A 25,973-nucleotide genomic window follows, 5' to 3' on the forward strand; every position below is an offset into this window, starting at 1 on the left:
TTTTTTTTCGGCGCGCAGCCCTGCGTGATCAGCGCGTAAATGCCCCCGACCCAATCCCAAATGAAGCTTTCATGACAAAAGTTCGGTAGCCCATGGCCACTCCCGTCTCTCCTGTGTAACGCGCTCGACAGCATCCACAAGGTGCTCATCACGCGCATGCGGCAGGCCAGGAGTGGGGCAATGGGAACTATGGAACGTTATTCGAAAGTGGGCATGCAGGAGCTTGATCAGCGCCTGTCGAAGATCGTCGAAGCGGCGCGCAAGAAGCCGGTGTCGGTCTATCGCTACGGGGCGCCCTGGGTGTGGATCGTGTCCCAGGAAGATTGGCAGGGCGCGTTAAAAGAGGTCTCCAGTTACATCCCCGCCGGTCATTCCCTGGTGCTGCTGCGCCCGCAGATCGACGAGGCGCTCGACCAGCACCGCGACTGGCTGGCGGCCGAGCCGTCGATGACGATCGCGCCGCAGACCGTGCTGCAGATCCTGCTGCTGCAATTGCTGTATTCGGTGCCCAGCGAGCAGCAACTGCATGAACAGCTCAATTACAACCTGCTGTTCCGCTGGTTCGTCGGCCTGGGGTTGAACCAGAAGGTCTGGAGCATCCAGGTGCTGACCCGCGACATCGCCACGCTGCTGAGCAACCCGCGCGCGGTGCAACTGATTCAGAAAATCATCGGTGAAGTGTTCTGTGGCGCCTTGCTGCACATGCCGGAGTTCTCCTTGAACTTCGCCCTGTTGCACACCTGGCTGGCACGGCATGGCAACCCTGCGATCGCTAGCCATTGAGCCGGCCAGACGCAGCGCATAGCGCGGCGACGCACAACATAACTAGTTCAGGGGGCGGTGTGGAGCATCTGTTCAAATCAACGCTGGCGCTGTGCGGCCTGGTGCTGTGGAGTGCGGTTCAACCGGCGCTGGCCGAGGGCGACGCCCCGGTACGCCGGGTGGACGTCAACGAGTACTTCGTGCGCGGCAATACCGTGCTCGACGCGGCGACCATCGAGGAAGCGGTGTACCCGTTCCTGGGCCCGCAAAAGACCCTGGACGATATCGAAGGCGCCCGCGATGCGTTGCAGAAGATCTACCAGGCGCGCGGTTACCAGTCGGTGTTTGTCGAGTTGCCGGAGCAGAAGGTCGACGACGGTATCGTCTATTTGCAGGTCAGCGAAACCAAGGTCGGCCGGGTGCGCGTGGTGGGCGCCAAGCATTACTCGCCGGTGGAGATCCGCGAGCAGGTGCCGGCGCTGGAGGAGGGCGCCGTGCCGGACTTCGCCAGCGTGCAAACCCAACTGGCCGGCCTCAATCGCGGCACGGGGCGCCAGGTTACGCCGCTGGTGCGCGAAGGTCAGCGGCCCGGCACCATGGACGTGGACCTGCAAGTGGAAGACCAGAACCCCTGGCACGCCAGCCTGGGCCTGAACAACGACTACAGCGCCGACACCGAGAAGCTGCGTTCGGTCGCCACCCTGGGCTATGACAACCTGTGGCAATTGGGCCACAGCATTTCCCTGACCTACTTCACAGCGCCCCAGGAGACCGAGAACGCCAAGGTCTGGTCGGCCACTTACAGCGCGCCGCTGAATGAGCGCTGGACCTTGCAGTTCTCCGGTTATCAGTCCGACAGCAACATCGCCACCATCGGCGGCAGCAACGTGCTGGGCAAGGGCCATTCGTACGGAGTGTCGGCGATCTACAACCTGCCGGCCGCCGACAACTGGGCCAACTCGTTCTCCCTCGGCGTGGATTTCAAGGACTTCGACGAGCAGCTCAACTTCGGCGCCAGCGGCGATCAGGTGCCGCTCAAGTACGCGCCGTTGACCCTGGGCTACAACGGCTACCGCTACACCGAACAGTCCCAACTGGGCCTGGGCCTGAACCTGGTGGTCGGCACCCGTGCGTTCTTTGGCTACGGCAGCGACGACGACGCGTTTGCGTACAAGCGCTACAAGGCCAGCGCCAGTTTTGCCGTGCTCAAGGGCGACCTGAATTACACCTACACCTTCGCCAACGACTGGCAATCGGCGTCCAAGGCCGGCTTCCAGCTGGCCTCGGGGCCGCTGGTGTCCAACGAGCAGTACTCGGCCGGGGGCGCCACGTCAGTGCGCGGCTATCTGGCGGCCGAGCGCACCGGGGACGAGGGCTATTTGCTCTCCCAGGAACTGCGCACGCCGTCCCTGGCCAAGTTCCTCGGCAGTTATGTGCAGGAGTGGCGCTTTTACGCGTTCGCCGAGGGCGCGCGCCTGCGTCTGCTCGACCCGCTGCCCGAGCAAGAAGACGAATACAGCCTGGCCAGCGTCGGCCTGGGCACCCGCGCCAGTTTGAGCAAATGGTTGTCCGGCAGCCTGGATTGGGGCTACCCGCTGCTCGATGGACCGAACACCCAGAAACAGGACTCGCGGCTGCACTTCAGTGTGCAGGCGACTTTCTGACTTTTTCTTCCGGAGACTTCACCCATGCAACGCCTATTTCTGAGCCTGTTGATCTGCCTGGGCTTCGCGCTCCCGGCCACCGCCCACGCCTGGTGGCAGGATGACTGGCATTACCGCAAACAGATTTCCGTGGACACCACCGCCCAAGGCGCCGCGATCAACCAGGCCCTGGGCCGCACCGCGCTGCTGGTGCGCCTGCATACCGGCAATTTCAGCTTTGACGGGGTCAAGGAAGACGGGGCCGACCTGCGCTTCGTGAGTGCCGATGACAAGACCGTGTTCAACCACCAGATCGAAAGCTTCGACCCGTTGATGGGCATGGCGCTGATCTGGGTCGATGTACCCAAGGTCGAAGGCGGCCAACGCCAGGATTTGTGGATGTACTACGGCAACCAGAAGGCCCCGGCCACTGCCAATGGCCAACTGACCTTCGACCCCGATTACACCGCGCTGTACCACTTCGACGGAGCCCCGGCCACGCCGCCGCGCGACACCACGGCCTATGCCAACACCGCATCGAACGCCACCGGCAGCAGCATCGACGGCGTGATCGGCCGCGCGCTGCAATTTGGCGGCCAGGCGCTGTTGCTGCCGGCCAGCCCCTCGCTGCAACACGCCGCCGGCGCGGCGTTTACCTTCAGTGCCTGGCTGCGTCTGGACCAGGCCAGTGGCGAGCAGATCGTCCTGGCCCGCCGCGACGGTGCTCACAGCCTGCTGCTGGGGTTGAACCAGGGTGTGCCGTTTGTGGAAGTCGATGGGCAACGTGCGGTGTCGACCCAGCAGTTGAACCCCGGACAATGGCAGCACCTGGCGTTCACCGCCGAGGGCGCCAATGGGCTGCTGTTTGTGAACGGCCGCGAAACCGCACGCCTGGGCGTGGCGCTGCCGGCGTTCAATACGCCACTGGCTATCGGCGCCGACCTGCCGGACGCCGCGAGCACGTATCTGCCGTTCGCCGGGGCTATCGACGAGCTGCGCCTGTCCAAGGTGGCGCGGCCGGCGGCCCTGTTGCTGGCCGATGCCAGTGCCCAGGGCGCCGAGTCGAAGCTGGTGGCGTATGGCGTGGATGAAGAACAGTCCGGCTTTGGCTTCGGCAGCCTGGGCTTTTTGCTCAACGCGGTGCCGGTGGATGCCTGGGTAATCATTCTGGTGCTGGTGGCGATGATGGTGCAGTCGTGGTTCATCATGCTGCGCAAGAACCGCCAGGTCAGCCGGGTCAGCCGCGCCAACGGAGCGTTCCGTGAGCAGTTCGCGCAAATCGGCACCCGCCTGGAAATGTATTACGACGATGCGCTGCTCGCCGAGCGCCTGAGCCACTCCTCGCTGTGGCGCCTGTATTGCGTGGCGGTCAAGGAAATCCGCACCCGCCGCGCCCAGGGGGCCGACACCTCGTCGGTCTCGGCGGCCACCATCGAAGCCATCCGTTGCTCCATGGACGGTGTGCGTACCCGCGAAAACCAGGCCCTCAGCGCCAAGCTCTCGACCCTGTCCAATGCCATCGCCGGCGGCCCGTATATCGGCCTGCTGGGTACGGTGCTGGGGATCATGGTGGTGTTCCTCGGCACGGCCATGGCCGGTGACGTCAACATCAATGCCATCGCCCCCGGCATGGCGGCGGCCTTGCTGGCCACGGCCATGGGTCTGTTCGTCGCGATCCCGGCACTGTTCGGCTACAACCGCCTGATCACGCGCAACAAGGAAGTCAGCGCCGACATGCGGGTGTTCGTCGACGAGTTCATCACCCGCCTGGCCGAGATGCACGGCGAAAGCCAGCACAGTGAAGCGGCGCATCGGCGCGCGCCGCACGCATCGGTTCCGGCCTGAGGAGAATCGCCATGGCTTCCGTAAATGCCTCCCACGACGATGACGATGATGCCGCCGTCGACAGCATCAATATCACGCCCCTGGTGGACGTGCTGATGGTGGTGCTGGTGATGTTTATCCTCACCGCCACCGCCCAGGTGTCGGGGATCCAGATTCACCTGCCCAAGGCCAGCGCCTCGGTGTCGTTATCGGAGGCCAAGACCAAGGCCATCTCCGTCAACGACGGCGGCCAGGTGTTTCTCGATGCCTACCCGGTGACCCTCGGCGAGCTGGAAGAGCGCCTGCGTATCGAAAAAGCGCTGAACCCGGACTTCCCGGTGATCGTGCGTGGCGATGCCATGGTGCAGTACCAGAAAGTCATCGAAGTGCTCGACCTGCTGCGCCGGTTGGAGCTGTCCCAGGTCGGGCTGGTCACCGGCAAACCGAGCCAGGGTTGAGCCATGACCGCACAGATGCCGATCACACCGCCGACCAAGACCCCACGGCCATTGCGCCCACTGAAGTGGGGCGCCGGCCTGCTGCTGGGCGCCGTGGCCGCCTGGTTGTTGTGGCAGTGGGCCAACGACATGAGCGGCGTGCGCCGCGAGGCGCCCAAGGTGCCGACCATCATTCCGTTGCCGCCTCCGCCACCACCGCCGCCGGAAAAACCCAAGGAACCAGAGCCCAAGGTGGAAGAAAAAATCCCTGAGCCGCAGCCCACTCCGGCGCCGGAAGAGGTCAAGCCGGCCGAGGAGGCACCGCCGTCACCAGCCGATGACTTGGCCAACCCGATGCAGATCGACGGCGACGCCCAGTCCGGCACCGACGGTTTCAACATCGGCGCGGGCAAGGGCGGCGGCATGGCCGGGTCCGGCGGCGGTGGCCTGGGTACCGGCACTTACAAGCAATACCTGGCGGGCGTGTTTCAACGCTTGCTGCGCGACGACCCCGAGCTGCGCAAGAAGGCGTATGCGGTGCAGGCGGATTTATGGCTGAACGCCGAGGGCCAGGTGGTGCGCGCCGAGCTGGTCAAGTCCAGCGGCGATGCCCAGACCGACGCCCAAGTGCTGGCGGCCCTGCGTGCGCCCCATGCCACACAACGAGTGCCGGCGGCCGTGACCATGCCGGTGCGCCTGGCGCTCAAGGGCCGTCGCCCGGATTGATCGAACCCTTTTTCTACGGTTTTTTACAGGAGTTGCGTACACATGATTTCCCCCGTGAATCGACTGACCCTGGCGGTCGGCATGGTCATCGCGACCCTCGTCGGCACCGCGGCGGCAGCGCCGGTGGCGCCTTCGGAAAACGTCACCGTCAACCTGATCCGCCTGTTGGTGCAGCAAGGTGTGCTCACCCAGGACACCGCCAACGGCTTGATCGCCCAGGCCGAAAAAGAGGCCCAGCAGGCGCGCCAGGCCAATGCCGCGCCGGTGGTCGCCAGCGGCCCGCCCACTGCGCCTGGGGATGTGCGCGTGCAGTATGTGCCGCAGGCGGTGCGCGACCAGATCCGCGACCAGGTCAAGGCTGAGGTCATGGCCACTGCCAAACAGGAAAACTGGGCGCAACCCAACACGTTCCCGGACTGGGTGTCCCGCGTGAGTTTCGATGGCGATATCCGCTTGCGTGACGAGTCGCGTTACTTCTCAGGGCGCAACGACGACACCATCACCGACTACGCCAAGCTCAACGACAACGGCCCGTATGACGTCAACCCCAGCTCCAATACGCGCTTCCCGCCGTTGCTCAATACCCGCGAGGACCGCTCCAACCTGTTCCGCCTGCGCGCACGCCTGGGCATGAAAGCGGTGATTTCGCCGGAGTGGACCGCGGGCATTCGCTTGGGCACGGGCTCGGACAACAACCCAGTGTCCACCACCCAGACCCTGGGCGGTGGCTTCGGCAAAAAAGACATCTGGCTCGATCAGGGTTACCTGAGCTGGAAAGCCGCCGACGGGGTGACGCTGACCGGCGGGCGGATCGGCAACCCGTTCTATTCCACCGACATGATGTATTCCAACGACCTCAACTTCGACGGTGTGGCGGCGATCTTCAATCATCGGCTGAACAACGAATGGGGCCTGTTCGGCACCCTCGGCGCGTTCCCGGTGGAGTACACCTCCGACACCGCCAGCAGCAACGGCATCGACAAGGAAAGCAGCGACACCAAGTGGCTGTTTGGCGGGCAGATCGGCGCGGACTGGAAGATCAACCGCGCCAACACGCTCAAGCTCGCGGCGGCCTATTACCAGTTCCAGGACATCGAAGGCGAGCGCTCCAGCCCGTGCAGCCCATGGGCCGGTCAACCCGGCTGCGACACCGACGGCACGCGGGTGGCCTTTATGCAAAAGGGCAACAGCGTGTTCAACCTGCGCAATATCACGCCCAACCCGGCCACGCCCGGCACGACGCCGGAACCGCAATACGTCGGCTTGGCCTCCAAGTTCAACGTGCTGGACCTCAACGCGGTATGGGACAGCGAGTTGCCCAGCGACTTCAAGCTGCGCACCCAGGCCAACTTCATCCACAACCTGGCCTACGACAAAGGCGAGATGCTCAAGCGCAGCGAGGGCCAGATCGTCAACAACATCAACAGCAACGGCCAGTTTGAAAGTGGCGGCAATGCCTTGATGGTCTCGTTCACCCTCGGCAGCGCGCTGGAGATGCGCAAGCGCGGCGACTGGAACCTGTTGGCCGGCTACAAGTACATCCAGCCCGACGCCTTGCCAGACGGGTTCAACGATTCCTCGTTCCACTTGGGCGGCACCAACGCCAAGGGCTATTTCATCGGCGCCAACTACGGCATCGAAAAGAACATCTACGCCAGCGCCCGTTGGTTGAGCGCCTCGGAAGTCTATGGCCAGCCGTTCGAAGTCGATGTGATGCAACTGGAACTCAACACGCGCTTCTGATGCGCAGGGAGATGCACCATGAACACGCGAATCTGCGGGTTGTTATTGCTGCTGGTCGCCGGCGCGGCCTCGGCCGAAGGCATGGAGGAGCGCCTGCGCACGCAACTGCGCAGCACCACCCAGCAATTGCAGGCCCTGCAAAGCGAGCAAGCCCAGGCCAGTGCCGCGCGGCTGGCCGCCGAAAACCAGGCCAAGCAGGCCCAGGTGCAAATCCAGCAACTGACCGCCGAGCTGAACAAGGCGCGCGGCGTGGCCGAGCAGCTGGCCGGCCAGCAACAGAGCCTGCACAACCAGGCCCAGGCCCAAGTGGCGGCGAGTAACGAGCAGATCGGCAAGTTCAAGAAGGCTTATGACGAACTGCTGGTGCTGGCCAAGGGCAAGGAGGCCGAGCGTGCGCGCTTGCAGGCGCAATTGGCCGAACGTGACACACAAGTGCAGCAATGTTCAGTCAAGAATCAACAGATGTACGGCGTGGCCCGGCAGCTGCTGGCGGCCTACGAAAAAATCGACGTGGCCGAGGTGATGAGCATCCGCCAGCCCTTCGCCAGCAGCGCGCGGGTCAAGTTCGAAGAACTGGCCCAGGGCTTTGGCGACGATTTGTACAAGAGCCGTTTCGATGCGCCCCAGGCGGGCGCCCACCCCTGATCGACAAGGAAGCACCGAACATGAACGCATTGATCAATCACGTCACCGCCCAGAGCCTGACCGAACTGCTGCAAGAGGCCGGCTACCGGGTCAATCAGACCGACCAGAACGGCATCGTGCAATTGCTCAGCGCCAGCCAGGGCATCGGGTTTGCCGTGCGCTTCGGCAACCCGGCGACGGAGCAGGGCGCCTATGTGGATTTCACCTACAGCTGCGCGCTGCGGGTGCAGGGCCAGTTGCCTGAGGGCCTGGCCCAGGTGTGGAACGCTTCGCGCCGTTTCGCCCGGCTGTCGCTGCAAGGCGAGTTTTTGCTGATGGAAATGGACGTGGTGGTGGCGGGTGTCGCGGCCACTCATCTGCGCAGTCAGTTGGAGTTGTGGGACCGCCTGTTGCAGGAGTTTATCGTCTACCTGCGCGAATACAGCCAGAACGCCGCGCAGCTGCAGGCGCAAAGCGCCGCTCCGGCGGTGGCTGAAGAGGAGGTGGCAACGCTGTGAAAAAGCCAACCCTGATGGTCGGCGCGGGTGCGCTGGCCCTGTTGGTGGTGGCCGTGGGGTTGAGCCTGCGCCCGGGCAGCGACCCGGTCGCCGCACAAGCCCCGGCGCCGGTGGCCAGCCCCAGCGTTGCGGGCCCGGCGGTGGCGCGTCTGGGCAACCAGCAGATCGACCCGCAAGAGCTGAAAAGTGTGCTGGCCAGCTTGCCCGCCGAAACCCGCGAGCAACTGCGCGGCAACCGCGGCGCGCTGGAAACCTGGATTCGCTCGCGCCTGGCGCAGAAGGCCGTGCTCGAACAGGCCGACGCCCAGGGCTGGCGGCAACGCCCGGAGGTCGAGCAACAGACCCGCGCCGCCACTGAGCAGATCGTGTTCCGCGATTACATGCTGTCGGTCAGTCAGGTGCCGGCCGATTACCCCAGCGCCGCCGAATTGCAGCAAGCCTATGACAGCGGCAAGGCGCAATGGGTGACGCCGCCGTTGTACCGCGTCAGTCAGATCTTCCTCAGCGTGAATGACCCTCAGAGCCTGGAGACGGTACGCCGCCAGGCCCAAGAGCTGAGCCGCAAGGCCCAGGCCGCGCCGGCGGATTTCGCCGCCCTGGCCACGCAGTTTTCCCAGGACCCGGACACCGCCGCACGCGGTGGCGATTCGGGCTTGCAACCCTTGCAGCAAGTGGTGCCTCAGGTGCGCGAGACGGTGGCGCGCCTCAAGGTCGGCGCGGTCTCGGACGCGGTGCAAAGCGCCGCCGGGTTCCATGTGCTGAAACTCACCGCCCAGCAACCGGCGCGCACCGCCACCCTCGACGAGGTGCGTGAACGCTTGACCCAGGCCCTGCGTGCCCAACGCCAGGAACAGATCGCCAAGGCTTATCTGGAGGGCATGCTCAACACGGCGACCCTGAGCATCGACGGCGCCGAACTCAACAAAGTGCTGGAGTGACACGCGGCAAGCGGCATTGGATGCACCGACCCACAAGACAAGGAGTCTGCCATGGCATTACTGGAACCGTCCGGCCCACAGGGCACCGCCGCCTATCGCGTGCCCGCCGAGTCGCGGCGCAATTGGCTGGCATTGGCCGATGAGATCGACCCGGAGGTGGCGCGCTATTTCCTCGTGAGCGCCCGTTGCGGCTGTTTTATGCAGGCGGCGCGCAGTTTGAACGTCAAGGCAACCCTGCTGCGCAAACGCCTGGCGCAACTGGAAGAACAGCTGCGCCGTGGGCTGTTCAGCTACCACGGCAACGGCCTGGTGCTCAGCCGCGACGGTCAGCACTTGCAGGCGCAACTGCTCGCTTTGGCCAATGAGCGGCGCTTGCCGGTGGTGGAGCAGCCGCTGATTCGCCTGGCGGTGGCCGCGCCGATTCTGCATGACATCCTCGGGCGCGACCTGATCGCCTTGCTGCGACGCAACGCCAGCGTGCGCCTGGAGATCATCGCCCTCGACAGCCATCTATCCCTGCACGCCGTTGAGGCAGACGTGGTGCTGTGGCTGGCTGATATGGACGAGCGTGCATCCGGCCCGAGTTTTGCCACCCACGCGCCACAGGCCCTGGCGCGCCTGCGCTACCTGCCGCATATCGCCAAACGTTATTCACGCCTGACCACCCGCCCGGACAGTGTGGAAGACCTGGATGACTACATGCTGGTGCAATGGCAACCCGATGCCCAGGTCGATGCGCTGCAACCGTGGAACCAACTGGTGCAGCAACGGCTGGCCGCCATGGTGCAGGTGCACGCTTATGCGCTGATGCTGGAGATGATCCGCTGCGGCGCCTGCATCGGTCTGTTGCCGCAGTATATGAGCAGTGTCGACCGCGGCCTGGTGGCCCTGCCGGGGTTACTGGCCGACAGCATGCAGCGCCAGGTCTGGTTGGCGGTGAATGCGCAGGTGCGCCACCCCGAAGCGGTGCAGATGATCGTCGAGCTGATCGTCGGAACATTCGAGGGGCGGCGCGACTGGTTTGACTAGTGCCATCGGGCAGCCGTCGTTGCGTCCTGGCGGCAACTGCGCCAGGCTTGCCGGTCTTGACTGCTGCGTTGGAGCCGCCTGCGATGCGCGCCACCCGTTTGACCCTGATCTGCCATGCCGTCACCCCCCACCAAAAGCAGGGGCGCTTTGCCGATGACGAGTCGGTGCTTATGGATTGGCAAAGCGCGGCGTTGTCCCTGGCCGACCAATACGGCCCCAATTCGCAACTGTTGAGTGGGCCGGAGGCGCGTACCCGGCAGACGGCGGGGTTGTTCGGCGCGGCGGTGCAGATCCACCAGGCCCTGGGCGATCTCGACCTGGGGCATTGGAAGGGCCGGGATATTGGCCGGATCGAGCCGGCCCAGTTGAGTACCTGGCACACCGACAGCGCCAGTGCGCCCCACGCTGGCGAGTCGGTCGACCAGCTGTGCGCGCGGGTGGCGCTGTGGCTGAAGTCCCTTGAAGGGCAACCGGGCCATGTGGTGGCCGTCACCCATCCGTTTGTGATTCGTGCGGCGCTGCTATCGGTTATGGCGTTGCCGATGTCGATGTTCTACCGCATCGATGTCGAGCCACTGTCGGCCACCGAGCTGCGCTTCAATGAGGTGTGGCGCCTGCGTCTGGAAACTCACGCCCAAGCCGTGAACATGGCAAAATCCACGCCCCGCACTGAGAGCACCCCATGAAACGCATCCTGATCATCGGCATTGGCGCCGGCAACCCTGACTACATCACGATGCAGGCCGTGAAGGCGCTGAATCGCACCGACGTGTTTTTCCTGATGGACAAAGGCCAGAGCAAAGACAAGTTGATCGACCTGCGCCGCGAGATCTGCGAGACCTACATCACCGAACCCGGCTACCGCTTCGTCGAGGCCGACTGCCCCGAGCGCGTGCGCGGCGATATCGACTACACCACCGCCGTGCAAGACCTCAACCGCGACAAGCAAGCCACCTTCGAGCGCATGATCAACGAGGAAATGGCTGATGACGAAGTCGGTGCGTTCCTGGCCTGGGGCGACCCGGCGCTGTACGACAGCACCATTCGTATCCTGCAGGCGATCCTGGCCAGTGGCCGGTGTGTGTTCGAGTTCGAAGTAATCCCCGGCATCACCAGCGTGCAGGCCCTGGCGGCCCAGCATAAGGTGGCGTTGAACCGCATCGGCAAGTCCGTGGAGATCACCACCGGGCGACGCCTGGCGGCGGGGCAGGCCAGCGATGCCGATACCCTGGTGGTGATGCTCGACGCCGAAGACTCCTACCGCACCGTCGCCGATCAAGACCTGGACATCTACTGGGGCGCCTACCTGGGCACGCCGGATGAAATCCTCATCAGCGGCAAAGTGGCTGACGTGGCCGAAGATATCCAACGGGTGCGCAAGGCCGCGCGCCAAGCCAATGGCTGGATCATGGACACCTATTTGCTGCGCAAACCCTGAGGTAACGCCCGATGTTCAAACTCTTCGCCCTGGCGCTGGCCATGATGGCCGGCGGCGCCCATGCCGACACCGAGCTGCACACTGACTTGCCCTTGGCCTACCTGGAACAGACCCAGAGCGAGGCGCGCAACCAGCCGCTGGTGATTTTCCTGCACGGTTTCGGTAGCGACGAGCGAGATCTGTTCGGCATCAAGGACGCGCTGCCGTCGACCTGGACTTACCTGTCGGCACGCGCCCCAATGCCGGTGGCGCCCAGCGGTTATCGCTGGTTCACCAAGACCTCGGGTGAGGGCGAATACGACGGCGAGACCGCCGACCTGCAGCGCAGTGCCGCGCTGATCCAGGACTTCGTGGGCCAGGCCACCGCCAAATACCACACCCGCAGCGATCGGGTGTTCCTGATTGGGTTCAGCCAGGGCGCGATCATGGCGTATGAAGTGGCGTTGCGTGATCCGCAGCGGGTGCGTGGCATCGCGGCGTTGAGCGGCAGCGTTCTGCCCGTGCTCAAGGCTGAGCTCAAGCCCGATCCGCGCTTGAATGAACTGGCGATCTTTATTGGCCACGGCACCTTGGATCAGGCGCTGCCCTACGCATCGGCGACGCGGGCGAACGAGGTGTTGAGGGGGCTGGGCCTTAAACCGTCGTTTCATGGGTATCCGGGGATGCCGCATACCATCAGCGAAGCGGAAGTGCAGGACGTGAAGCTGTGGTTGGAAAACAGCCTGAAGTAACGCCTGAGCTAACTTTTGGGGCGCACTTCACACCGCCATCGGGGGTAAGCCCCCTCCTACAGTAGATCGCGAATGTGGGAGGGGGCTTGCCCCCGATGGGTCGATACTCATCTTCTGCACAACTAGCAAGTCGGGTTATTTGCCGCCGGTAATTTGCTTGACCAGTGCCGCATGACCCTTCGCGTCGTCGGCCCGAGAAATGGCTTGAATCACCAGCAGATGGTTGCCCGAACCGCCAAGGAATGTGGAGTTGAGCGTCTTGCCGCCGCCCTGGGTGGCAGTGCTGTCCACCTGGCGCAGGCCGAGGCCCTTGAAGGTGAGTTTTTTCTCGCTCAGTTTCTTGAAGTCGGGCAGGGCGGCGCTCTGGTCTTTGACGAAGCCGGCCACGGCACCATCGAGGAACTGCGGGTCGTTGTCCTGGATGTCGATAGCGTCGTTGCGTACGGTTTCGGCGACGATCACCACACTTTTCGTGGTCTGGTTGGCGTACATCGTGCCTTGGGTGACACCGCTGCCGTCCTGGGCCTTGTCCGGCGGCAGGGTGTCGGCGGCATAGGCCTTGGGCAGCGTGAAGCTGAACTTACCGCCCAGGGTGGTGATGGTTTGCGTGGTCGGTTTGGCGGCGGCGAATACGCTGCCGGCGGTAAGCGCAAGGGCCAGCAGGACGGCGGTCTTGGTGAAAGTGGCCATGAAGCGCTCCAGGGATAAACGAAATTGCGGCGTATTCTGTCAGAATTTTCGCAAGATCGTTTATCCCTCACCTCACACCTTGTCGGACTCTTCCTCAAGTCGGTCCATTTCAAACAGCCGCGCCAGCTCTGCCCGGGCTTCCTGGGCGGTCTGCATGACTTTGGCGGCGTCGTCGTACACCGCGTGTTGGGCGGCGAGCACTTGCTGGTCGTGGTTCTTGAAGCGCGCAATGCGCGCATCGGCCTGGGCCTGGCTGAGCCCCAGGCCGACCAGGGCGCGGCGGCTCATTTCCAGGCTGGAGTAGAAGGTCTCGCGCACCGGTGAGGCATCCAGGTCCACCAAGCGATGGACGTGCTGGCGGTTACGGGCACGGGCGATGATTTTCATGTGCGGGTAGAGGTTGCGTACCAGCTCGGCGGTCTTGATGTTGATCTCCGGGTCGTCCATGGCGATCACGAAGAACTCCGCCTGGTCGACCTTGGCCGCGTGCAGGATCTCGGGGCGCTGCGGATCGCCGTAGAACACCGGCATGCCGCCAAAGCTGCGGGTCAATTCGATGGTTTCCACCGAGGTGTCGAGGGCTATAAAGGAGATGTTCTGCGCGCGCAGGATCCGCGCCACGATCTGGCCCATACGGCCCATGCCGGCGATAACCACGCGCGGCGCGTCGCTTTCGATGGCGCGGTATTCCTCGGGCACTTCCACCGGTTTGACCTTGGGCCTGAACAGCTTTGGGCACACCAGCAACAGCAGCGGCGTGACGGCCATGGACAGGGTGATGGTCAGCACCAGCACGTCGTAGAGGTGCGGCTCGAACAGGCCCTGGTCGCGGCCGATCTTGAACACCACAAAGGCGAACTCACCGCCGGCCGCCAGCACCACGCCCAGGCGCAGGGCGCTTTCGCGATTGAGGTCGCCCACCAGACGGCCGACTGCGTACAGCAACGGCAACTTCAGGCCGATCAGCAGCAGGGTCAGCCCGATCACAATCAGCGGTGAGCTGAGCAGCAGACTGAGGTTGGCGCCCATGCCCACGCTGATAAAGAACAGCCCCAGCAGCAGGCCCTTGAACGGTTCGATCTGCGCTTCCAATTCGTGGCGGTACTCCGAGTCCGCCAGCAGCAGGCCGGCGAGAAAGGCGCCGAGGGCCATGGACACGCCCGCCAGTTCCATCAGCCACGCCGTGCCGATCACCACCAGCAGTGCGGTGGCGGTGGACACTTCGCGCAAGCCGGTCTTGGCGACGATACGAAACACAGGGCGCAACAGGTAGCGTCCGCCGACGATCACCACGGTGATGCTGCCGAGGATCTGCAACACATGCTGCAGGCCCTGGGCTTCAGTGGTGGGGTGATCGCTGCCGGCCAGCAGCGGCACCATGGCAATCAGCGGGATCGCGGCGATGTCCTGGAACAGCAGGATCGCGAAGGCCAGACGACCGTGGGGCTGGTTCAGCTCCTTGCGCTCGGCCAGGCTTTGCAGGCCAAACGCCGTGGACGACAGCGCCAGGCCAAGGCCCAGCACGATGGCACTGTTCCATGTCTGGCCAAATAGCCACAGTGCCACCACGCCCATCACCAGACCGGTCAACAGCACCTGGGCCAGGCCGACGCCGAACACCGCCTTGCGCATCACCCATAAGCGCTTGGGCGACAGTTCCAGGCCAATGATAAACAGCAGCAGCACCACCCCCAGTTCCGAAAACTGCGCCACGCTTTGCGGGTTGCCGATCAGACCCAGCACCGACGGGCCGATGATCACCCCGGCGAACAGATAGCCCAGCACCGCGCCCAATTGCAGGCGTTTGGCCAGGGGCACAGTGAGCACAGCCGCGAGCAGAAACACCACGGCTGCTTGTAACAGGTTGCCTTCATGGGGCATTGCGAACTCCAAAATCTTCAAAACCAATCAACAGGCGGGTATTAGAGCGCTTTTTACAGGATGAGAATTGTGTTTTTGCTGCGTAGCAGGTCGCTACCTTCCCCGATGGGCAGGGGAAAATCTATAACTTCATCGGTTGAGTGTTTTGCAGTCGCCCGAGCCTGTCTCGGGCTTATGCATGGAGGCCGAGCATTAGAAACGGCCACGCCGGTCAGGATTCACCTTGCCGCCGCTCACAGTTTGTTACTATCGCCGTCCCTCGTTACCCGGAGTCTTTACCCCATGCAGCACCAGTGGGATGACATGCACCGCACCCGCAAGCCCACGTTTCTGCTGTGCGGCGAACCCCAGGGCGAGGTGCTCAATCTCTACGTGCACGGGTATTCGGCATTCTTCAACCGGCAGCAGTTGGGCAATTTCACGCAACAACTGGCCGGCATCGAAGGCTCGACCAATCTGATGCTGTTCTGGCCAGCGGGACATTTTCTGGAGAACCTGTTCGCGCCGTTCAAGGACGTGATCGCGGCCATGCTCGGCGGCGGCAGCCTGGGCGCAGCGACAGTGGGGGTAGGCAAGGCCATTGCCTATTTCCTCGATCACTACAAAAGCGTTGAGGCGCGGGTCGATGAAGTGGCCAACAGTTTGCTGCCCGAATTGGCCAGCTACCTGCAGCAAGCGTCGTTGCCGGTGCAGCGTATCAACCTGATCGGGCATTCCCTGGGCGCGCGGATTCTGGTCAAGAGCCTGCTGGCCAACCCGGACACCGCTCGCGAGTTGCCGCTGGACAACCTGCTGCTGATGGGCGGGGCGATCTGCACGTCAAGCCCGTGGGATGAGGTGTCGGCGCTGCTGAAAGGGCGGGTGATCAACTGCCATTCCAGCAAGGACTGGGCCCTGGCCATCAAGCCGGACACCGAGCGTTGCATCGGCCGCTATCCGATCCCGGTCACCCCTGCGCTTAAAGCCAAGGTCTGCAATGTGCACCTGGCCACCTTCGATCACGCGGCCTATTGGCCGCAATTACGAACAGTGGTGCAGTACACCGATCTGCTGCACGAGCGGCGCGGCATGATCCGTTCAGACCAGCGCAGCAGCGAAGTGCGCTTTGCCGAGGAGGACGCGGATCTGTATACGGCCCTGGTGCAAGGGCGGCCGGAGGAGTTGAAGTTTCTGGCCGAGCTGCTGGCGCCAAAACGCAGTGCCTCGATCGACGCCACGGTGCGTGACCCGCTCAAGTTGACCATCGCCTTGCAACGCATGGGCGGTGACAGCTTTATGAACCTTGCCCGTGGCCATGGCGTGAGCTACCGGCAAATTGCCGACGATGTGGCGCGGCGCCTGGGCATCACATTCGACGTGCCACTCGACACCCTGGCGTTGGCTGACCTTGAGGCCCGGATCGCGGAAAAACTGATTGCGCAGTACAAAGACAAACTCAGCAACGCCGACCGGCTGGTGTTCGATGCGGAACTCAAGGTGGCCGCGCAGAAAGAGCAGGGTGTCTTCAGTCGTTTCGACAAGGGGCGTTCGGCCACCGCAGCATTGAGCGGCACCGCCCTGGCCGGGCTGACCGGTTTTATCCTGCGGCGTGGGGCGGCCACGGCTATTCCGGTGGTGGGCCAGGCGTTGGCCGCCGCGATGCTGCTGGTGACCGGTGTGCGGGCGTTTTCCGGCCCGGCGTATTCGGTCACCACCCTGGCGGTGCTGGTGATCGGCGCGATTCGCCAACGCATGGAGCGCGAAGCGCTGAATCAGGAGCTGGACCTGGTGGTGCAAGTGGTGGAAGCGTATGACCTGCCTCGGGAGACGGTGATGCGCACGGTCGCGTCCGACTGATAAGCTGCACGCTTGTCGAGTGTGTTTGCCTGGGATACCGCGTGAAATTCAGCCTGCCAAAAATCGCTACCGCCCCTTTCTGCCCGCCGGAAGTGGCCGGCTCCGTCATCGTTGATCCCAAGGCGTCGTTTTTCAAGCGCGCCCTGATGTTCGCCGGTCCTGGGCTATTGATCTCCATCGGGTATATGGACCCAGGCAACTGGGCCACGGCCATCGAGGCGGGTTCGCGTTACGGCTACAGCCTGTTGTTCGTGGTGTTGCTGGCCAGCCTGGCGGGCATGGCGGTGCAGTGCCTGTGCTCGCGGTTGGGCATCGCCACCGGCAAAGACCTTGCGCAACTGTGCCGCGAACGCTACAGCCGACGCTCGGCGCGCACCCAGTGGGTGCTGGCGGAAATCTCCATCATCGCCACAGACCTGGCCGAAGTGCTTGGCTGCGCCCTGGCGTTTCATTTGCTGCTGGGGGTGTCGCTGACCACCGGCATTGTCATTACCGCATTCGACACCTTGTTGGTCCTGGCCCTGCAAAACCGTGGTTTCCGTCGCCTGGAAGCGATCATGCTGGCGTTGGTGGCGACCATTGGCGTGTGTTTCTTCGTCGAGCTGGTGTTGATCAAACCCCATTGGCCCGAGGTGTTCAGCGGCTTCGTGCCGTCATTGTCAGCGATCAGCGATGCGGCGCCGCTGTACTTGGCCATCGGCATCCTGGGCGCCACGGTGATGCCCCATAACCTTTATCTGCACAGTTCCGTGGTGCAAACCCGCCTGATCGGCAAGGACCTCGCCAGCAAACAGGACGCGGTGAAGCTGGCGCGCATCGACACCATCGGCTCCCTGGCCCTGGCCCTGCTGGTGAACGGCGCGATCCTGGTGTTGGCCGCCGCCGCGTTTCACCAGACTGGCCACACCGATGTGGTGGAAATCCAGGACGCCTATCACCTGCTCGACCCTCTGGTCGGCGGCGCCTTCGCCAGTATTCTGTTCGGCATCGCCTTGCTGGCGTCCGGACAAAGTTCGACCTTTACCGGCACCATCGCCGGGCAGGTGATCATGGAGGGCTACCTCAACCTGCGTATTCCCTGCTGGCAACGCCGCCTGATCACCCGTGGGCTGGCGCTGATCCCGGCGTTTGTCGGGGTGTGGCTGATGGGCGATGAGGCGATCGGCAAACTGCTGGTGCTCAGCCAGGTGGTGCTTAGCTTGCAATTGCCGTTTGCGCTGTACCCGTTGATTCGCATGACCGGTGACAAACAACTGATGGGGCCCTTTGTGAATCGGCTACCGACGCGTTTGCTGGCGTGGCTGCTGTTCGCACTTATCAGTGGCGCTAATGCGTGGTTGATTGGGCAGTGGTTGTTCTGAATCCAGGCATCGTCACACCAGGATCACCCATGCTGTGTATTGAGTCAGGCGCAGGTCGGCAGTCAACAGTTTGATCGGCTCATTCATAGCGATTGCGACGATCAGGCGATCGAACGGGTCCTTGTGGTGATGGTCGAGATTTTTTACCGCGATGGCGTGCTCTGAGGTGATGGGCAGTTCCAGGAAGCCACTTTCCAGGCAGTATTCACGCATTTCTTCCAGGTCCACATCGAGTTTTCCCAGGCCGACCTTGATCGCCATTTCCCAGAATGTCGCGGCGCTGATGTAAATCTCTGTGGCACTTTCGATCAGTTTTCGGGCCTTGTGGGATAACTTCGGGTGGTCGCACAAGGCCCAGAGCAGGATATGAGTGTCCAACAACACTCTCATGGAAGGCTGCCCTCAAGCGCAGTTAGCAACTCATCTGGCAATGGATCATCGAAGTCATCGGGGATCTCCAGCTTTCCCTTCATGGCGCCAATCCGCCGACGTTGCGCGTCCTTTGGCCAGCTATAGCCAAAACCCTGTGAACTATCGGAAACGGACCCAGCATTTACCGCAGCGGCCCGCTCAGTGCGTGAATGTTTTTTATAGGTCAAGCCCATGGCGCCTCTCCTGAAAAGATGTCGTCAAAGTCTGCCGTAACCCGTACTTGCCCTTAAATAGTGGCCCGTGAAATCAGAACGAGCCTACTTTTTTCCATCAGAAAAATCCTCAACAGTCGCACGCCTCGTCATAGGTACCGGTCACCTGTCCCAATAGGGTACGGTGCCAAAACACTCCACGAAGTAATCGATCACCGTACGCACCTTCAGTGACAGGCGCCGGCTGCCCGGCCACAACGCGGCGATCTGTTGCGGTTCGAGGGTGGTCGCCACGTCGTAGTCGGTCAGTACCGCCTGCAAGGTCCCGGCACGCAGGCTGTCGCCAATCAACCAGGAGGGGAACACCACCAGCCCCAGGCCTTGTTCGGCGGCGTGGGTGAGGGTGTCGGCGTGGTTGCCGGTGATGGGGCCTTTGACGCTGTACGGCGTCCAGTCGCCCTGGGCACGGCGGAAAAACCAGCGTTGCTGGCCGGTGACGCCTTTGTAGGCCAGGCACTGATGCCGTGTCAGTTCGTCGGGATGACTGGGCGTGCCGTGCCGGGCCAGATACGCGGGGCTGGCGGCGATGCGAAAGCGCTGCGGCGCGAAAATGCGCGCCTGCATGCTGGAGTCGTTGAGCACACCGATGCGAAACAACAGGTCGGTGCCGTCCTGCAAGGGGTCGACATAGGTGTCGGTTTGCTGGATATCCAGTTGCAGCTTCGGATAGCGCCGGCATAACTCGCCCAGCCATGGCGAGAGGTGGCGCTGGCCGAACACCATCGGCGCGTTGATGCGCACCAGGCCGCTGGGTTCGCTGTCTTGCTCCTGCAGGGCTTGCCCGGCGGCTTCCAATTGCTCCAGCACCAGGCGCGCGTGCCGCCCGAGCAGGCGCCCGGCCTCGGTGGGGCTGACCGCGCGGGTGTGGCGATACAGCAACTGTTGCCCGAGGGCCTGCTCCATCAATTGGATCTGACGCGATATCGAAGAGGGCGCCAGGCCCTCACGACGCGCCACTTCGGAAAAACTGCCGTGGTCCAGTACCGCGACAAACAGGCGCAACGCCTTGAAACTCAGCTCATTCAAACCCTGCATGGTGGCTCCGTGCTGTGCGTTTTTCGCAAAGGTGTTGTCCGCATACTCCCATTTATCGCACAGCGCGGCCACCGGATAATCCCCGCCATCTTTTCAATCTTGAAACGCGGGTGATGTATGCAGGCAAGTTCCATCGAAGGCGCGGCCCAGGCCAGGCCGAAAAGAAATCTATTGCGCTTGCTGCTGTTGCCGCTGGTGATCCTGGCCGGCATGGGCTTATCGGTGGAAGCCGGTTTGCTGGGGCCGTTGGGCGAGCAGGTGGGGCATTTGTGGGCGACCTTAAGCATTTTCGGCGTGGGTGCGGCGATTCTGTTTCTGCTGCTGTTGTTCAGTGGCCCGCAAAAAGGCCCGGCGCTCACCGAACTGCCGCGCTGGCAGTTGATCGGCGGCTTCCTCGGGCCGATGTACGTGGTGGTGTTGACCCTGGCCACGCCGCACATCGGCATTGCAATGACGATGATCGCGATCCTCTCGGGGCAGGTGGGCAAGAGCGTGCTGATTGACCATTTCGGCTGGTTCGGCACGGCGCGCAAAAAGGTCAACGGTGAGCGCTGGATTGCGCTGGCGTTGATCGTGGCGGCACTTGTTTTGATTGCACGAGGGTAAGGCGATGAATCTGATTTTTTTACTGATATTGGTGATTGCCGCCGGCGCTGTCCTCAGCGTGCAGGCGGCGATTAATGGCCGCCTGGGGCAGACAGTCGGCGTGCTGCGCAGCAGCCTGTTGACCTTCGCGGTCGGTGCATTGACCACCGCGCTGTTGATTTTCTTCTTTGAGCCGGCCCAGGCCGTCAGCCTGCTGGACGTGCCGAAGTGGCAATTGACCGGGGCGTTGTTCGGCGTGGTGTACATGATGGTGATGGTGGGCGCGGTGCCGGTGGTCGGCACGGCGGTGGCCACCGTGGCGGTGATCGTCGGGCAATTGGGCATGGGCATGCTGATCGACAATTTCGGCTGGCTGGGCAACCCGGCCATCGAACTGTCCGGCAGCCGTCTCGTCGCCATGGCCTGTCTGGCCTTGGCGCTGGTGTTCATGTACCGCAGCAATACGCGCACCGACTGATGGTTGGAACGATCCGCGCAGGCTGGCAGTCAGTGCTTATGGTGCCGGCGCTCGCCGCACCGTGACGACCATGAACGAGGAGTCTGACCATGCCAGATCAAACCTGTGCCTGCCCACACTGCAAATGTGTACTGGGCGTCGATGCGGTAATGAAGGACGGTAAGGGTTATTGCTGCCAGGGCTGTGCCGAGCACCATGCCCACGGTGAACCTTGTGCTTCGGCCACGGGGTGTGAGTGCGCCAAATCGGCGAAAACCTGAAGGCGCCGTAAGTTCGGTGATGGTGGCGAGCAGCCTTGCTCGCCACGCAGGCCTTCAGGCGTTACTGGGTCTCCAGCTCCAACCGCAGGCTATGGTCGGCCAGGCGCTGACGGTCTTTGACCACGGCGCTGGTGCGTCGACCCTCCAGTGCGAACACCACGGTTTGCGCGTCTTGAAGATCTTCAGGTAAAGGCTGGAACACATCGAGCACCAGCCAATCGGGTGTGTGCTGAAGGCTGACCTGACATTCGGCATGTTTGGCCAGCGGACCGAACAGGGTGTTTTGGGTGTAATCGATCCGCGCCTTGCCGTTGACTCTTTGCGGTAAAACCATGGGGTTATCTCCTTGTTCACGCCTGGGCGCGCGCGTCCGAGCGGCGCCATTGCACATTCTGGATGCCGTATTTCTCAGCCTGGGCCGGGCTGGTTTTTTTCACCTGTTCCCGCGCGAAGCGGCCAATACGGCCGACGCCCGCGTCACAACTGGCCCAATGCCAGGCTTCCAGAGTGTCGAGTTTTTCCAGGCGGATAATGAATGACTTGGCTTCGCCATGAAGGGTGTAGTCGATCACAAACAGTTTTGCGTTATTCATGGGGCCATCGTCCCTGGTGGTGTAAGCAAGTGATCCTGGGGCGCGCTAAAAATTCACTCGGACTGTCGAGCGGTGCTGTTTACCATGGCGGCTCATTCACCACCGACTGACCGACCATGGCCCTGGCCTCGCCCCCCGACCTCACCGATCACGCCGTTCCCGTGCAGCCGTTGGCGCGCACTTACCCGCGCGGCCTGTACATCGAACCGCACCGTCATGATTGGGGCCAGTTGCTCTACGCCATGAGCGGCGTGATGTGGGTGGAAACCCCACACGAAGCCCTGGTGGTGCCGCCCCAGCGTGCGGTCTGGCTGCCACCGGGGGTGGAACACGGGATTCGCGTGGTGTCGGATTTGCAGATGCGCAACATCTACCTGCGCCCGGCGTTGGCGGCGACGCTGGATGCCGAGGTACAGGTGATTGAGGTCGCAGGGCTGCTGCGCGAGCTGATCGTCACGCTGGTGGAGCAGGGGGACAGCAGCGATGGCGCCTACTACGACGCGGTGGTGGGCCTGGCCCTGCTGGAACTGCACCGCGCGCGGCGTTCGTCGATCCGCATCGCCATGCCGGTAGACGCCGACCGCCGCCTGATCAACGCGTGCCAGGCGGTTATGGCGGCGCCGTCCCTGGCGATCGCGTTCGAGCAGCATGCCGAAGCGGCGGGTGCCAGTGTGCGTACCCTGGCGCGGTTGTTCCAGACTCACTTGGGTATGGGCTTCGCCGAGTGGCGACGTCAGGTGCAATTGGCCACGGCGGTGGCTGCGCTGATCCAGGGGCAGTCGGTGAGTGGCATCGCCCGCGCGCTGGGCTATTCGCCGAGCAGTTTCAGCGACATGTTCCGCCGCGAGCTGGGAGTGGCGCCGTCGCAGTACTGCAGTTGAAGAGTTGGCCGAAATCCTGAAGCAGTTGGCCGATGCCGGCGCGGCGCGCTGCCTAGACTGGCGCCTTCAACTGACACGGCGTAATCCCCATGGACTATCTGATTTCCCTTGCCATCGGCCTGCTGGTGGGCGTGCTCTACGGCGCCCTGGATTTCCGTTCGCCCGCACCGCCGGCCATCGCCCTGGTGGGCCTGCTGGGCATGCTGCTGGGCGAAAAGCTCTGGCCCATGGGCCGGCATCTGGTCAGCGGCTGGTTGTCCTGAAGCCTTTTCTTCTGCTGGAGAGTGAACATGAACGCATTGCAATTTTCCGCCACCGGCGACCTCGCCGCGATGCGCCTGGTTGACATCCCCACGCCGGTTCCGGCCGCGGGTGACGTGCTGGTGCAGATCAAAGCCGCCGGCCTCAACCCCAGCGACGTCAAAAACGTGCTCGGGCGTTTCCCCTACACCACACTGCCACGCATCCCTGGCCGCGACTTTGCCGGCGTGGTGGTGCAGGGCCCCCAGGCGCTGCTCGGCCAGGAAGTGTGGGGCACGGGTCGGGACCTGGGGTTCTTTGCCGACGGCTCCCACGCCCAGTATCTGACCGTGTCGGCCCAAGGTGTGGCGCGTAAACCGGCGCAGTTGAGCTTTGCTCAGGCCGCCAGCCTCGGCGTGCCGTACACCACCGCGTGGGATGCGTTGGAGCGCAGCGGTGTCGGCAGCGGCACACGGTTGCTGGTGATCGGTGCCAATGGCGCCGTGGGCCGCGCGGCCCTGGCCTTGGGGAAGATTCGTGGGGCCCAGGTACTGGCGGCGGTGCGCCGTGCGGATCAAGTCGAGACGTTGCAGGCCGAGGGGTACACCGCGATTGCCCTGGGCGAGCCTGATGCGCTGGGCGCCCAGGTACATGGGGTGTTCGAGGGCGGCGCAGAGGTGATCTTCGACACCACCGGTTTCTGGCTGCCGGCGGCGGTAGCGGGTCTGGCTCCGTTCGGGCGCATCGCGATCATCGCCGCGCCGGCGGACGGTCATGTGCAACTGCCGGCCCTGGCCCTGTATCGCAAGGGCGGCTCGGTGGTGGGCATCAATTCATTGCTCTACAACTGCGAACAATGCGCGGTGATGCTCGCGCAATTCGGGCGCTTCTTCGATGAAGGTACGTTGCCGCTGCCGACGGGCCTGCGCGAGGTGGCGCTGGCCGATGGGGTAGCCTGTTATGACGCGGTGAACCGGGGCAGCGCGGATAAATTCATTCTGCTGCCGTGAGAGGGCGAGGGCGCTTGCCTGATACAGCAAGCCCCTCGCGCAGGGCCATCGGCTCAGGCGTCTGGTACCCCTTTTTCCCACGCCGACCAGTTGTTCAAAATCGCCTGCACCAGCGGGTTACCGGCGCGGTACAGGTTCTCCAGCGCCGGCACGAAGCCGCCCTGGTCGGCGTACTTGAGCAGGTTATCCACCTCGCTGTAGCCGGGGTAGGGGCGGTCGAAGTCCGAGCCGGCACGCACTACCGCCAGGCGCTGGATGTCTACCCGGCCCTCGCGGCTGGCGCGCAGCAGGGCTTCGTAGGTGGAGTTGTCTTCCTGCTGGGTGGTGCAGTACTCGCCTTTGTTGTCGGTCAGCAGCTTGGTCCAGACCTCGGCGCGTTCGCTCAGCCGCGTGCCGGAGAACCAGGTATTGCCGGCAAGGGTGTCACAGCGAGTGACCTGCGGCGGCTGGTTGGCGGGGGCGGCGGGGTAGTGTTTGCGCCAGGCGGCCGACTCTTTGCTTTCGCTGAGTTCGACCTTATGGGACAAGGCAAACGCCTTGGCCTGCAACGCCGGGTTTAGCTCGAATACTTCGGTCTTGTAGTCCAGCGGCGGCTTTTCGTTGGGGCCTTTGGTGTTGATACCCAGGTAACCGGTCGGCCAAGCCTTGGGTGCATCCCGTGAATCCAACTCCCACTGGGTGCCGAATTCCACTAGGTAATGGGCCCACGCGGCGGTGCCGAGAGTGCCGTGCTTGGGGCTGATACCGGCGATACCGGCGACCAGGAAGTAGCTCTGGCGCAGGTCGAACTGCGACGACAACGCCAGCGCCAGGGTGGACGCGGCGGCGTTGGTCTGGCCCATGCCGGTGACCAGCAGGCACACGTCCTGGGTATTGCAGCGGATCACTGGATATTCGGCCGACAGACCCGGCACGCGCACTTCCTGCTTGAGCGCCAGACGGTCGATCCAGGTTTGCGCCTCGGGCGCGAACATGGTGATCAGCATCACTTTGGGCTTGATCGGCGCCTGTGCCAGCGCCACAGGGGCCAGCAAGGCGAGGCCGATGGCGATTGAGAGGCGGTTGAATACATTCATCGAGTGCTCCTTAGATCAGAATTGGTAGCCTACGCCGGCGTAATAACCCCAGCCGTCGGAACGCGCGCGGAAGTTGCCTTCGCCGAAATTCAACTCGCTGCCGTCCTCCCAGTTGCCGCCGTTGTGAAAGTAGCGGCCGACCAGGGTGAAGCGCAGGTGCGTGAACGAATACAGCAGCACGTTGGTCGCCACCAAGGCGTTGGCGGTGCGCGCCGGGTTGTCCTTGTGCAGGTCCGAGCCGAAATCGTAGTTGGTGAAGCCGATGTAGGTCAGCGAGGCGCCGTTGTCGAACTTGCCGATGGGCACGATGTACTTCATCTGCGCGCGGTAGCCGTCCCACGAATACTCGTTGCTGGCCCCGTAGTTTTCCCACTGGTAGCGCCCGTAGAAGTTGGCCGACAGGTTGACCCGCGAGTGGGTCTCTATGTCGGTGCCCAGCCCGCTGTACAGCGTATTGGCGCGGTTTTCCTTGTTGCTGCCGTGGTCGTAGATCCAGTCGAACGCCACGTACCATTCCTTGAACGGGCCGACGGCCAGGCTGCGGCCGGCCAGGTAGTCGATGGAGATTCGCGGTTCGTGCTCCATGAACACCGGCGAGCCATGGTCCCACACGCCTTTGTCATTGCTGTTACCGATGGTGAGGATCTTGGGCACATCGATATAGCCATACAGCTCAAACGGGCCTTTGCGGCCGAAATACTCGTATTCCAGGTAGATGTCATCGGTGGGCTTGGGGCCGAAGCTGATGTCTTTACTGCCGATCAGCGTGAGGTCTTGGTTGAACCAGTCCGACAGGTACACGCCTTTTTTCGCCGGGCTGGCTTCGGGGGCCAGGGTTTCGCCCTGTGCTGAGTCATCGGTGGGCTTGGAGTGCGCCAAAATGGGTGCGCTGAGTAGTCCCGTAACGGCGGCCAGTAGCACAGAAACAGCCAATGGAGCGGGGAGCCGAGAGGTGCGATGCATTGAAAATCCCTGTTCTTGCGCGGTTTG

30 protein-coding genes are annotated in these 25,973 nt (G+C 63.3%); 21 read left to right on the top strand and 9 right to left on the bottom strand.

The genetic code is table 11. The annotated features are described in order from the left end of the window. The first annotated feature begins 189 nt into the window (after window positions 1-189). The 13 genes from HRH33_RS11525 to HRH33_RS11585 all read left to right on the top strand — a co-directional run bounded on the left by HRH33_RS11525 (window position 190) and on the right by HRH33_RS11585 (window position 12,413). Window positions 190-783, top strand: coding sequence for a transposase (locus HRH33_RS11525; protein ID WP_034096922.1), 594 nt, complete (start codon window positions 190-192; stop codon window positions 781-783). Between the two features lie 59 nt (window positions 784-842). Next, window positions 843-2,426 (top strand): ShlB/FhaC/HecB family hemolysin secretion/activation protein, encoded by a 1,584-nt coding sequence (locus HRH33_RS11530; protein ID WP_167418375.1) that lies wholly within the window; start codon window positions 843-845, stop codon window positions 2,424-2,426. 24 nt (window positions 2,427-2,450) lie between these two features. Beyond that, entirely contained in the window at window positions 2,451-4,250 is a 1,800-nt protein-coding gene (locus HRH33_RS11535; RefSeq protein ID WP_167418374.1) for a DUF2341 domain-containing protein, read from the top strand. Between the two features lie 11 nt (window positions 4,251-4,261). After that, on the top strand, window positions 4,262-4,687 hold the full coding sequence (locus tag HRH33_RS11540; RefSeq protein WP_010211136.1) for an ExbD/TolR family protein: 426 nt from the start codon (window positions 4,262-4,264) through the stop codon (window positions 4,685-4,687). Window positions 4,688-4,690: 3 nt separating this feature from the next. After that, complete coding sequence (locus HRH33_RS11545) at window positions 4,691-5,392, top strand: energy transducer TonB family protein (RefSeq protein ID WP_034138692.1); 702 nt, start codon at window positions 4,691-4,693, stop codon at window positions 5,390-5,392. Window positions 5,393-5,434: 42 nt separating this feature from the next. After that, complete coding sequence (locus HRH33_RS11550) at window positions 5,435-7,135, top strand: putative porin (RefSeq protein WP_034138691.1); 1,701 nt, start codon at window positions 5,435-5,437, stop codon at window positions 7,133-7,135. Window positions 7,136-7,153: 18 nt separating this feature from the next. Beyond that, window positions 7,154-7,780 carry a hypothetical protein gene (locus tag HRH33_RS11555; RefSeq protein WP_047882895.1) on the top strand — a complete coding sequence of 209 codons (627 nt, stop codon included), beginning with the start codon at window positions 7,154-7,156 and terminating at the stop codon, window positions 7,778-7,780. Between the two features lie 20 nt (window positions 7,781-7,800). After that, on the top strand, window positions 7,801-8,277 hold the full coding sequence (locus HRH33_RS11560) for a YbjN domain-containing protein (RefSeq protein ID WP_034138689.1): 477 nt from the start codon (window positions 7,801-7,803) through the stop codon (window positions 8,275-8,277). After that, on the top strand, window positions 8,274-9,215 hold the full coding sequence (locus tag HRH33_RS11565; RefSeq protein ID WP_167418373.1) for a peptidylprolyl isomerase: 942 nt from the start codon (window positions 8,274-8,276) through the stop codon (window positions 9,213-9,215). The genes HRH33_RS11560 and HRH33_RS11565 overlap by 4 nt, the downstream gene beginning before the upstream one ends. Window positions 9,216-9,266: 51 nt before the next feature. After that, window positions 9,267-10,244, top strand: a complete 978-nt coding sequence (locus HRH33_RS11570) for a LysR family transcriptional regulator (RefSeq protein ID WP_047882897.1) — start codon at window positions 9,267-9,269, stop codon at window positions 10,242-10,244. 83 nt (window positions 10,245-10,327) lie between these two features. Continuing rightward, window positions 10,328-10,930, top strand: coding sequence for a histidine phosphatase family protein (locus HRH33_RS11575; RefSeq protein WP_167418372.1), 603 nt, complete (start codon window positions 10,328-10,330; stop codon window positions 10,928-10,930). Beyond that, on the top strand, window positions 10,927-11,682 hold the full coding sequence (cobF, locus tag HRH33_RS11580) for a precorrin-6A synthase (deacetylating) (RefSeq protein WP_040267982.1): 756 nt from the start codon (window positions 10,927-10,929) through the stop codon (window positions 11,680-11,682). The genes HRH33_RS11575 and cobF overlap by 4 nt, the downstream gene beginning before the upstream one ends. An 11-nt stretch (window positions 11,683-11,693) precedes the next feature. Beyond that, window positions 11,694-12,413, top strand: a complete 720-nt coding sequence (locus tag HRH33_RS11585) for an alpha/beta hydrolase (RefSeq protein ID WP_167418371.1) — start codon at window positions 11,694-11,696, stop codon at window positions 12,411-12,413. A 135-nt stretch (window positions 12,414-12,548) separates the two neighbouring features. On the opposite strand, the gene HRH33_RS11590 is transcribed toward HRH33_RS11585, so the two are convergent. Next, complete coding sequence (locus HRH33_RS11590) at window positions 12,549-13,103, bottom strand: DcrB/PsbP domain-containing protein (RefSeq protein ID WP_034096933.1); 555 nt, start codon at window positions 13,101-13,103, stop codon at window positions 12,549-12,551. A 72-nt stretch (window positions 13,104-13,175) separates the two neighbouring features. Continuing rightward, complete coding sequence (locus HRH33_RS11595) at window positions 13,176-14,984, bottom strand: monovalent cation:proton antiporter-2 (CPA2) family protein (protein ID WP_167418370.1); 1,809 nt, start codon at window positions 14,982-14,984, stop codon at window positions 13,176-13,178. Window positions 14,985-15,266: 282 nt separating this feature from the next. Between HRH33_RS11595 and HRH33_RS11600 the strand changes: the two genes are divergently transcribed. Together HRH33_RS11600 and HRH33_RS11605 are read left to right on the top strand one after the other, a co-directional pair. Continuing rightward, window positions 15,267-16,820 (top strand): DUF726 domain-containing protein, encoded by a 1,554-nt coding sequence (locus HRH33_RS11600; RefSeq protein WP_167418369.1) that lies wholly within the window; start codon window positions 15,267-15,269, stop codon window positions 16,818-16,820. Window positions 16,821-16,861: 41 nt separating this feature from the next. Next, window positions 16,862-18,181 carry an Nramp family divalent metal transporter gene (locus tag HRH33_RS11605; RefSeq protein WP_034096936.1) on the top strand — a complete coding sequence of 440 codons (1,320 nt, stop codon included), beginning with the start codon at window positions 16,862-16,864 and terminating at the stop codon, window positions 18,179-18,181. Between the two features lie 12 nt (window positions 18,182-18,193). Here HRH33_RS11605 and HRH33_RS11610 read toward each other — a convergent pair whose 3' ends face one another. From HRH33_RS11610 to HRH33_RS11620, 3 genes are all read right to left on the bottom strand, one after another. Then, complete coding sequence (locus HRH33_RS11610; protein ID WP_167418368.1) at window positions 18,194-18,571, bottom strand: type II toxin-antitoxin system VapC family toxin; 378 nt, start codon at window positions 18,569-18,571, stop codon at window positions 18,194-18,196. Next, window positions 18,568-18,786 (bottom strand): type II toxin-antitoxin system prevent-host-death family antitoxin, encoded by a 219-nt coding sequence (locus HRH33_RS11615; protein WP_167418367.1) that lies wholly within the window; start codon window positions 18,784-18,786, stop codon window positions 18,568-18,570. The genes HRH33_RS11610 and HRH33_RS11615 overlap by 4 nt, the downstream gene beginning before the upstream one ends. A 141-nt stretch (window positions 18,787-18,927) precedes the next feature. Beyond that, window positions 18,928-19,860 carry a LysR family transcriptional regulator gene (locus tag HRH33_RS11620; protein ID WP_167418366.1) on the bottom strand — a complete coding sequence of 311 codons (933 nt, stop codon included), beginning with the start codon at window positions 19,858-19,860 and terminating at the stop codon, window positions 18,928-18,930. A 117-nt stretch (window positions 19,861-19,977) separates the two neighbouring features. Here HRH33_RS11620 and HRH33_RS11625 point away from each other — a divergent pair, with 117 nt between their 5' ends. The 3 genes from HRH33_RS11625 (at window position 19,978) to HRH33_RS11635 (ending at window position 21,183) form a co-directional block, all read left to right on the top strand. Further along, window positions 19,978-20,466: a DMT family transporter gene (locus HRH33_RS11625; protein ID WP_094066886.1), complete on the top strand. Its 489-nt coding sequence runs from the start codon at window positions 19,978-19,980 to the stop codon at window positions 20,464-20,466. A 4-nt stretch (window positions 20,467-20,470) separates the two neighbouring features. After that, window positions 20,471-20,923, top strand: a complete 453-nt coding sequence (locus tag HRH33_RS11630) for a DMT family transporter (protein WP_034096940.1) — start codon at window positions 20,471-20,473, stop codon at window positions 20,921-20,923. 89 nt (window positions 20,924-21,012) lie between these two features. Beyond that, entirely contained in the window at window positions 21,013-21,183 is a 171-nt protein-coding gene (locus HRH33_RS11635) for a metallothionein (RefSeq protein ID WP_080758716.1), read from the top strand. Between the two features lie 61 nt (window positions 21,184-21,244). On the opposite strand, the gene HRH33_RS11640 is transcribed toward HRH33_RS11635, so the two are convergent. After that, complete coding sequence (locus HRH33_RS11640; protein ID WP_034096941.1) at window positions 21,245-21,517, bottom strand: hypothetical protein; 273 nt, start codon at window positions 21,515-21,517, stop codon at window positions 21,245-21,247. Window positions 21,518-21,533: 16 nt separating this feature from the next. Further along, window positions 21,534-21,776, bottom strand: coding sequence for a DUF6555 family protein (locus HRH33_RS11645; RefSeq protein WP_034096942.1), 243 nt, complete (start codon window positions 21,774-21,776; stop codon window positions 21,534-21,536). 116 nt (window positions 21,777-21,892) lie between these two features. Here HRH33_RS11645 and HRH33_RS11650 point away from each other — a divergent pair, with 116 nt between their 5' ends. The 3 genes from HRH33_RS11650 to HRH33_RS11660 all read left to right on the top strand — a co-directional run bounded on the left by HRH33_RS11650 (window position 21,893) and on the right by HRH33_RS11660 (window position 23,907). Then, entirely contained in the window at window positions 21,893-22,657 is a 765-nt protein-coding gene (locus tag HRH33_RS11650) for an AraC family transcriptional regulator (protein ID WP_167418365.1), read from the top strand. Between the two features lie 89 nt (window positions 22,658-22,746). Then, entirely contained in the window at window positions 22,747-22,920 is a 174-nt protein-coding gene (locus HRH33_RS11655) for a DUF1427 family protein (protein WP_080758717.1), read from the top strand. A 27-nt stretch (window positions 22,921-22,947) separates the two neighbouring features. Next, a complete protein-coding gene (locus HRH33_RS11660; RefSeq protein ID WP_167418364.1) occupies window positions 22,948-23,907 on the top strand; it encodes a quinone oxidoreductase family protein in 960 nt (319 codons plus the stop codon). Between the two features lie 53 nt (window positions 23,908-23,960). Here the strand turns inward: HRH33_RS11660 and HRH33_RS11665 are convergent, their stop codons facing one another. Both HRH33_RS11665 and HRH33_RS11670 read right to left on the bottom strand, forming a co-directional pair. Continuing rightward, entirely contained in the window at window positions 23,961-24,983 is a 1,023-nt protein-coding gene (locus HRH33_RS11665; RefSeq protein ID WP_167418363.1) for a purine-nucleoside phosphorylase, read from the bottom strand. Between the two features lie 15 nt (window positions 24,984-24,998). Next, window positions 24,999-25,946 carry a nucleoside-specific channel-forming protein Tsx gene (locus tag HRH33_RS11670; RefSeq protein WP_167418362.1) on the bottom strand — a complete coding sequence of 316 codons (948 nt, stop codon included), beginning with the start codon at window positions 25,944-25,946 and terminating at the stop codon, window positions 24,999-25,001. Between the last annotated feature and the right edge of the window lie 27 nt (window positions 25,947-25,973).

Origin of the sequence: Pseudomonas rhodesiae, assembly GCF_013285305.1 — a bacterium.
In the GTDB taxonomy this organism is placed as follows: Bacteria; Pseudomonadota; Gammaproteobacteria; order Pseudomonadales; family Pseudomonadaceae; genus Aquipseudomonas; species Aquipseudomonas rhodesiae.

Excerpts from the sequence above, each read along its gene's own strand:
- HRH33_RS11525 (WP_034096922.1), top strand. The coding sequence starts at position 190 with ATGGAACGTTATTCGAAAGTGGGCATGCAGGAGCTTGATCAGCGCCTG.
- HRH33_RS11535 (WP_167418374.1), top strand. The coding sequence starts at position 2,451 with ATGCAACGCCTATTTCTGAGCCTGTTGATCTGCCTGGGCTTCGCGCTC.
- HRH33_RS11540 (WP_010211136.1), top strand. The coding sequence starts at position 4,262 with ATGGCTTCCGTAAATGCCTCCCACGACGATGACGATGATGCCGCCGTC.
- HRH33_RS11545 (WP_034138692.1), top strand. The coding sequence starts at position 4,691 with ATGACCGCACAGATGCCGATCACACCGCCGACCAAGACCCCACGGCCA.
- HRH33_RS11550 (WP_034138691.1), top strand. The coding sequence starts at position 5,435 with ATGATTTCCCCCGTGAATCGACTGACCCTGGCGGTCGGCATGGTCATC.
- HRH33_RS11555 (WP_047882895.1), top strand. The coding sequence starts at position 7,154 with ATGAACACGCGAATCTGCGGGTTGTTATTGCTGCTGGTCGCCGGCGCG.
- HRH33_RS11560 (WP_034138689.1), top strand. The coding sequence starts at position 7,801 with ATGAACGCATTGATCAATCACGTCACCGCCCAGAGCCTGACCGAACTG.
- HRH33_RS11570 (WP_047882897.1), top strand. The coding sequence starts at position 9,267 with ATGGCATTACTGGAACCGTCCGGCCCACAGGGCACCGCCGCCTATCGC.
- HRH33_RS11575 (WP_167418372.1), top strand. The coding sequence starts at position 10,328 with ATGCGCGCCACCCGTTTGACCCTGATCTGCCATGCCGTCACCCCCCAC.
- cobF (WP_040267982.1), top strand. The coding sequence starts at position 10,927 with ATGAAACGCATCCTGATCATCGGCATTGGCGCCGGCAACCCTGACTAC.
- HRH33_RS11585 (WP_167418371.1), top strand. The coding sequence starts at position 11,694 with ATGTTCAAACTCTTCGCCCTGGCGCTGGCCATGATGGCCGGCGGCGCC.
- HRH33_RS11590 (WP_034096933.1), bottom strand. The coding sequence starts at position 13,103 with ATGGCCACTTTCACCAAGACCGCCGTCCTGCTGGCCCTTGCGCTTACC.
- HRH33_RS11595 (WP_167418370.1), bottom strand. The coding sequence starts at position 14,984 with ATGCCCCATGAAGGCAACCTGTTACAAGCAGCCGTGGTGTTTCTGCTC.
- HRH33_RS11600 (WP_167418369.1), top strand. The coding sequence starts at position 15,267 with ATGCAGCACCAGTGGGATGACATGCACCGCACCCGCAAGCCCACGTTT.
- HRH33_RS11610 (WP_167418368.1), bottom strand. The coding sequence starts at position 18,571 with ATGAGAGTGTTGTTGGACACTCATATCCTGCTCTGGGCCTTGTGCGAC.
- HRH33_RS11615 (WP_167418367.1), bottom strand. The coding sequence starts at position 18,786 with ATGGGCTTGACCTATAAAAAACATTCACGCACTGAGCGGGCCGCTGCG.
- HRH33_RS11620 (WP_167418366.1), bottom strand. The coding sequence starts at position 19,860 with ATGCAGGGTTTGAATGAGCTGAGTTTCAAGGCGTTGCGCCTGTTTGTC.
- HRH33_RS11625 (WP_094066886.1), top strand. The coding sequence starts at position 19,978 with ATGCAGGCAAGTTCCATCGAAGGCGCGGCCCAGGCCAGGCCGAAAAGA.
- HRH33_RS11630 (WP_034096940.1), top strand. The coding sequence starts at position 20,471 with ATGAATCTGATTTTTTTACTGATATTGGTGATTGCCGCCGGCGCTGTC.
- HRH33_RS11635 (WP_080758716.1), top strand. The coding sequence starts at position 21,013 with ATGCCAGATCAAACCTGTGCCTGCCCACACTGCAAATGTGTACTGGGC.
- HRH33_RS11640 (WP_034096941.1), bottom strand. The coding sequence starts at position 21,517 with ATGGTTTTACCGCAAAGAGTCAACGGCAAGGCGCGGATCGATTACACC.
- HRH33_RS11645 (WP_034096942.1), bottom strand. The coding sequence starts at position 21,776 with ATGAATAACGCAAAACTGTTTGTGATCGACTACACCCTTCATGGCGAA.
- HRH33_RS11650 (WP_167418365.1), top strand. The coding sequence starts at position 21,893 with ATGGCCCTGGCCTCGCCCCCCGACCTCACCGATCACGCCGTTCCCGTG.
- HRH33_RS11655 (WP_080758717.1), top strand. The coding sequence starts at position 22,747 with ATGGACTATCTGATTTCCCTTGCCATCGGCCTGCTGGTGGGCGTGCTC.
- HRH33_RS11660 (WP_167418364.1), top strand. The coding sequence starts at position 22,948 with ATGAACGCATTGCAATTTTCCGCCACCGGCGACCTCGCCGCGATGCGC.
- HRH33_RS11665 (WP_167418363.1), bottom strand. The coding sequence starts at position 24,983 with ATGAATGTATTCAACCGCCTCTCAATCGCCATCGGCCTCGCCTTGCTG.
- HRH33_RS11670 (WP_167418362.1), bottom strand. The coding sequence starts at position 25,946 with ATGCATCGCACCTCTCGGCTCCCCGCTCCATTGGCTGTTTCTGTGCTA.